Genomic DNA, 5,892 nt, shown 5'->3' with positions numbered 1-5,892 from the left:
TAAAACCTTCTGCCTCCTGCCTTCCCCTCCTGGGAGGGGTTAGGGGTGGGTTGCCTCCTGCCTTCGGACAACCATTGTCTAATTATTCAACCGGACATGATATAATATCTTGTACTTTCAAAATATTCACTAGCTATCAGCACTTCAGCCTAAAAATTTGCACATACATATAATACGATAAAATCAATTCAGATATGCCCTAAAAGTTTATACAAAAGAAAAATCACTGCTATTCAAATCCATATTTATAACATTCCTAACAACACCAACCAAATCATCATTATGATAAATAGCAGTTCCTTTTGGCAGTTTAGAAACATTTTCTTCTAATGTATAATCACTAGCACTTCCAGATAGTTGAATTTGATCACCTTCAGCACCATTGAAACTATCAATCTGAGCATAATCTTTGACACCATTTCCAGTGTAGTAAACTTGACTATCATCGCCTAAGATAAATAGATCAGCATCGGCATTACCATGCAAAGTATCTATCTCATTATAACCAGGTTGAGCAGAAGTTATATCTACTCCTATAAGAGTATCGTTACCTATTCCACCATTGAGTTCATCATTTCCAGTACCACCATTGAGGATATCGTTACCTCTTCCACCATTGAGCTCATCATTTCCAGTACCACCATTGAGGATATCGTTACCTTTGCTACCATTGAGGATATCGTTATCATTACCACCATTGAGGATATCGTTATCATTACCACCATTGAGGATATCGTTATCATTACCACCATTGAGGATATCGTTACCTTTGCTACCAATTAGCTTATCATTGCCACCTTCACCGTAGATCGCATCGTTATCTACACCGCCACGCAGATTATCGTTTTTGTCACTTCCATAGATAATATTGAAGTTATCAGGATCACTGGGAGGCTCCGGTTCAATAGGAGGCTCAGGCTCAGTGGGAGGTAAGTTGTCGCTAACTACATCTTGTTTGACATTTTCGGAACCAACAGTAACTTGATAAGTAGCTGTATCATCTGCCTGACCATCCTGATCGAGATCACCAGAGAAGGTGACATCGTAAGTTGCACCTGCGGCTACATCTAAACTATAACCACCTGAGTCCCAAGTTGTTGTTGTAAAAGTATTAGCACTATTTGCTGTATCAACTGCTGTAACTGTTATTCCGCCTATTCCTTCACCAACTGTATAGAAATCGTCATTAGTGACTGCATCAGTGTAGGCAACACCTGTAATAAATGGACCGCCCGCCGCAGAATAAGCAAAATTTTGGGTACTCATCACTGCGTTGAAAGTTGTACCACGAGAAGTAAACGGGCCTTGTAGTGAAGAAATTCCTATTTCCTGAAAGTTAGGATTCATCAGAGTTACACGATGTGCTCTACGAGGGAAGCCTTTATCAATAAACAAGTTTTCGTAGTTTCTCTCAACATAACTGGTGAAGTTGGGCGTACCCGTTGTTCCCAACCAAGCAAGGTTTTCCCCATTACCAGAGGGGTTTGTGAATGTATACCCCGCATTCTGCATACGTTTTTTTGAGTTTGTACCACCTTCTCCTGTGTGAGTGAATTTGTTGTTATCTAGTAAATATTGAGTGTGGTCTTCAGCAGCAGTATTCAGGTTGAGATTAAATGCTAAAGGTTGTTTTGCATCAGTGGAAATTGTATCTTTTGTGCGGACTCCTTCATTTAGTTCTATTCCATAAAGATTTGCTTCTGCTTGAGGGTTTTCTCGACCTCTATTGATCAATTCGAGCATATATTGGTCTTGGGCGGAAGGAAGTGTAGTAGACATGGTTTGTTGTGTTGTAAATTTAAACAGCAGTACTTGAAAAACAAGTATTATTTCCTTTGTTATGCCAATTTTATATAATGTTTGCTATAAATGCCTAGAGTATTTCTTCGGAGTCAGTCCTCAGGAGTCGTATGGAAATGGCTTCAATACCAATTTTGAGCTAGTAAATTCTCTTTTTTTTTGTGCGCTACCAGATGCGACCGATGTCGTCGCGAGATCACACCGATCTCTTGGTCGATTGGATATGGCGAGCTTCCCTCGCCATCCCACCCTAGGGGAAGCTACGCTAACTACCGCTTTGTCAAAGGAACATTTCCTATAAAGTATTTTAATCACACTTATTATTCGTAACATTCTTTTTTCACCCTTGGTATTAATCCACATTTTTAATAATTAAATATTGTCCGAAAAATCAGCCAAATCATCTAGTTAAATTCATCATTAATTGAAATAACTTAACTATATGATTTATCTTTTAAGAACAAGTGATTATTTAATTTATTATACTATGAACTACATGGAATTTTGTAGAGTTCCGGAAGCAATGTTGCAAGATCAAAAAGTTAGTATATTTGTCTTAAATTAAAACATTATGCTTAAATTTTTTTAAGCTAAAAATCGTATTTTGAGCAATTTATCTGTAGGACATTCTTAAAAATATTGTTATTTAATTTGTTTAATAAAAAAATAACTATTAATAAAAAAAAAAGTAATTACTTCTAATGAGATTGTTCTCAAAAAAAGAGTAATTACTTAATCTTGAATATTTAATTGAGAATAACTAGGATTAGGATAAAATTTAAATCAGTAAAATATAAAGGAGAATGAGGTCTTGAAAGAGACAAGTAGCATTCTTTAAATCGAAAGAAAAGCTTAAATTACCATTTCTTCTCCTATAGGATTAACCCTTTCCTTATTAACATCCTAGAAAATGCTTATATTTTTACTTCTAAAGCTCTCAATTTTAGGAATTCAGTATTAACTCCAGACTCACGAGTTAAAGCAATTTTACCTGTTCTAGCAATTTCTCGGATACCATATTTAGCAAGCATTTGGACAATGGCAACCATTTTTCCTGGATCTCCTACTACTTCAATAGTTAATGAGTTGTCATCTAAGTCTACTACCCGCGCCCGAAAAACATTTGTAATTTCAATAACTTCCGATCGCACATTTGTAGTAGCATTAATCTTGAGTAACATTAACTCTCGTTCCACACAGGGAATAGCAGTAATATCTTGTACTTTCAAAACATTAATCAACTTATATAGTTGCTTAGTCAACTGTTCGATAACACGGTCGTCCCCAGGCACCACCATTGTAATTCTAGAAACACCAGTTTGTTCTGCTGGGCCAACCGCCAGACTTTCAATATTAAAACCACGACGGGCAAACAAACCAGCAATGCGGGTCAAAACTCCCGCTTCGTCTTCAACTAAAACAGAAAGAGTATGTTTCATTCTCTAAATCAATAGCTATCTTGGCCAACCTATAGCCCTACGCGCAAGTCAGATAGGGGAGCCGTCGGATTGGCGACGTACAGAAGTCAGAAGTCAGATAGGGGAGCCGTCGGATTGGCGACGTACAGAAGTAATCCCTGACTGACTTTGAGCATTTATAAATCTCCTAACCTATTTGCGTAGTGCTATATTTGATATTTTGTTATTTTATACTTAAGTTTAGGTTTAATCAGGTTTTTATCCCACTAACAATTTTTACCACTTATGGCTGATGAAGATTCAATAATTTTAGAGGTAAAGAGTAAGGGTGAATTTGTCAAGCAAATAAGTCAGCGTTTGGATGTCTGGATATCTGAGCAAATACCTGACCTATCGCGATCGCATATTCAAAAGTTAATATCCCAAGGTAATGTGAAAATAAACGACCAACTCTGCACCTCTAAAAAAGTAATAGTACAGCATGGCGATCGGATTATTTTAACTATTCCCCCACCAGTACCTTTAGAAATAGAAGCTAATGATATTCCTCTGGATATTCTCTACGAAGATGATGCTTTATTAATTATCAACAAACCAGCAGGTTTAGTTGTACATCCAGCTCCCGGACATTCTGATGGTACTTTGGTGAATGCACTTTTAGCTCATTGTGATTCTTTGGCAGGTATTGGTGGAGTGCAACGACCGGGTATTGTGCATCGTTTGGATAAGGATACCACTGGAGCAATAATGGTGGCGAAAACAGACCAAGCGTATCAACATTTGCAGGCACAGTTGCAGGCAAAAACGGCGAGACGGGAATATTTAGGAGTCGTTTATGGTAGTCCGAAAACAGATAGTGGCAAAATAGATTTACCCATAGGTCGTCATCGGGTAGACCGCAAAAAAATGGCGGTGACACCAGTAGAAAGAGGCGGAAAACTCGCCGTTACTCATTGGGCAGTTAAGGAACGTTTGGGAAATTTTTCCATGATGTTGTTTCGGTTAGAGACTGGCAGGACTCATCAAATTCGCGTTCACAGTGCTAAAATAGGGTATCCTATCGTGGGCGATACTATTTATGGAAAAGGTCGTTCGGTAGGAGTGAATTTAACTGGTCAAGCACTTCATGCTTGGCGACTAGAGTTACAACATCCTGTTTCTGGAGAGTTAATTTCAGCGATCGCTCCTTTGCCAGAAGATTTTCTCACCTTAGTTGAAGTTTTGCGTAGACGTTCTGGATTAGAAGTCAAAAGTCAAAAGTCAAAAGTTAGAAGTTAGAAGTCACAAGTCACAAGTTAGGAGTCAGGACAAAGAAGTCAGTTATAATACTGTAGGTTGGGTTAAGCGGTAGCGCAACCCAACAGACGAAAGGAGGAGGTTTTGCGTAGACGTTCTGGATTAGAAGTCAAAAGTCAAAAGTCAAAAGTTAGAAGTTAGAAGTTAGAAGTCACAAGTTAGGAGTCAGGACAAAGAAGTCAGTTATAATACTGTAGATTGGGTTAAGCGGTAGCGCAACCCAACAGACGAAAGGAGTTTGTTGAGTTGATCCTGCAGATAAGCTACAAAGATCGTTCCTCAACCCAACCTACAAAAAGCTAATTTTTTTAATTATCATACAAGTTCAGGAGTAAAAAATTATGGATCGTGGAAAAATTGTCGCTATTATTACTGGAGCTATTTCTATAGCTTTGGCGATCGCCTATTTAATTATAGTACAACTACTAGATTTTAGAGGTAGTGAAATGATACCTGCCCCCACTTCAATATTGCCTTTTGTATTTTAAAAAAAATCTAGTCTGGTAGAAGTAGTGATATTAGTTTAGTACATCCTTTTAATTATCAGAAGGTAAACTAAAGAGTCACTACTTAATCTATAGCAGAAACTTTATTTACCATAATTTATAGTTCAAAATTTACTTATATTTACCAATAAACTATGTTTTAAAGTCTCCCCTTTTAAGGGAATAAAAAAACTGATAACTGAAATGACCTTAGCTTTTTTGTTCAATGTAAATCATCCGAGTTCGGATAGGAATACCTGTAGTTGGAGAAGTCCAACCTAATATAAAATAATCTTCAATAGCATTTTCAATTACTATTTTTGAATGCTCATAAACTGGCACAACAAAACTTTTAATATATTGCTCTGTTGCTTCATCAATACTAATTAAAATAGCTTGACGAGCAATTCGATAAATATGTTCAATTGCTGTTTTAGCATCTTCGACACAATGCAATGAACTTAAACAAAAAACAAAATCATAGGATTGAGTCTCAATTTTAGGTAAAGCAGTTTCTATTGGTTTATTAATAGTTTTATAACCTCTTTTAGTTGCATATTCCAGCATATTAGCCGAAATATCAAGACCTGTATATTTAAAATTTCCCTGCAATAATTGACTCAAAAAACCAGTGCCACAACCAATATCTAAAATACTACCTTGATGATAATTATATCTATGGAATATTTTAGCTGCTTCATAGACGTGCTGTGCATTACACTTGGGATCTTTGAGTACATCATCATAGTTGGCAGCAAAATCATCATAAAATTCTTCAGCAGAAATTTTATTTACCATAATTTATAGTTCAAATTTGATTTATGTTTACTATCCCACACTCCGTTAGGAGGCTAACTAATAACTGAAATTACTTTAGTTTTTTTGCTCAATAA

At 36.6% G+C, this 5,892-nt stretch carries 5 protein-coding genes; 2 read left to right on the top strand and 3 right to left on the bottom strand.

Features of this window, described 5'->3' with window-relative positions; all coding sequences use genetic code 11:
* Window positions 1-207: 207 nt before the first annotated feature.
* Both F6K54_RS30030 and ilvN read right to left on the bottom strand, forming a co-directional pair.
* Window positions 208-1,779 (bottom strand): CAP domain-containing protein, encoded by a 1,572-nt coding sequence (locus F6K54_RS30030; protein ID WP_293086038.1) that lies wholly within the window; start codon window positions 1,777-1,779, stop codon window positions 208-210.
* Window positions 1,780-2,714: 935 nt separating this feature from the next.
* Window positions 2,715-3,239 (bottom strand): acetolactate synthase small subunit, encoded by a 525-nt coding sequence (gene ilvN / locus F6K54_RS30025; protein WP_293086035.1) that lies wholly within the window; start codon window positions 3,237-3,239, stop codon window positions 2,715-2,717.
* A 264-nt stretch (window positions 3,240-3,503) separates the two neighbouring features.
* On the opposite strand from ilvN, the gene F6K54_RS30020 reads away from it, so the two are divergent.
* Together F6K54_RS30020 and F6K54_RS30015 are read left to right on the top strand one after the other, a co-directional pair.
* A complete protein-coding gene (locus tag F6K54_RS30020) occupies window positions 3,504-4,496 on the top strand; it encodes an RluA family pseudouridine synthase (protein WP_293086032.1) in 993 nt (330 codons plus the stop codon).
* 359 nt (window positions 4,497-4,855) lie between these two features.
* Window positions 4,856-5,002, top strand: a complete 147-nt coding sequence (locus F6K54_RS30015) for a hypothetical protein (RefSeq protein ID WP_287273213.1) — start codon at window positions 4,856-4,858, stop codon at window positions 5,000-5,002.
* A 207-nt stretch (window positions 5,003-5,209) separates the two neighbouring features.
* Here the strand turns inward: F6K54_RS30015 and F6K54_RS30010 are convergent, their stop codons facing one another.
* Window positions 5,210-5,797 (bottom strand): class I SAM-dependent methyltransferase, encoded by a 588-nt coding sequence (locus tag F6K54_RS30010; protein ID WP_293086026.1) that lies wholly within the window; start codon window positions 5,795-5,797, stop codon window positions 5,210-5,212.
* Between the last annotated feature and the right edge of the window lie 95 nt (window positions 5,798-5,892).

This window comes from Okeania sp. SIO3B5 (genome assembly GCF_010692555.1).
Lineage (GTDB): Bacteria > Cyanobacteriota > Cyanobacteriia > Cyanobacteriales > Microcoleaceae > Okeania.
Note: the sequence above shows the minus strand (reverse complement) of the source record. Positions and strands in the feature narration are given on the sequence as shown.

Bases quoted from the DNA above. Each gene is read 5' to 3' on its own strand.
- ilvN (WP_293086035.1), bottom strand. From the start codon at position 3,239: ATGAAACATACTCTTTCTGTTTTAGTTGAAGACGAAGCGGGAGTTTTG.
- F6K54_RS30020 (WP_293086032.1), top strand. From the start codon at position 3,504: ATGGCTGATGAAGATTCAATAATTTTAGAGGTAAAGAGTAAGGGTGAA.
- F6K54_RS30030 (WP_293086038.1), bottom strand. From the start codon at position 1,779: ATGTCTACTACACTTCCTTCCGCCCAAGACCAATATATGCTCGAATTG.
- F6K54_RS30015 (WP_287273213.1), top strand. From the start codon at position 4,856: ATGGATCGTGGAAAAATTGTCGCTATTATTACTGGAGCTATTTCTATA.
- F6K54_RS30010 (WP_293086026.1), bottom strand. From the start codon at position 5,797: ATGGTAAATAAAATTTCTGCTGAAGAATTTTATGATGATTTTGCTGCC.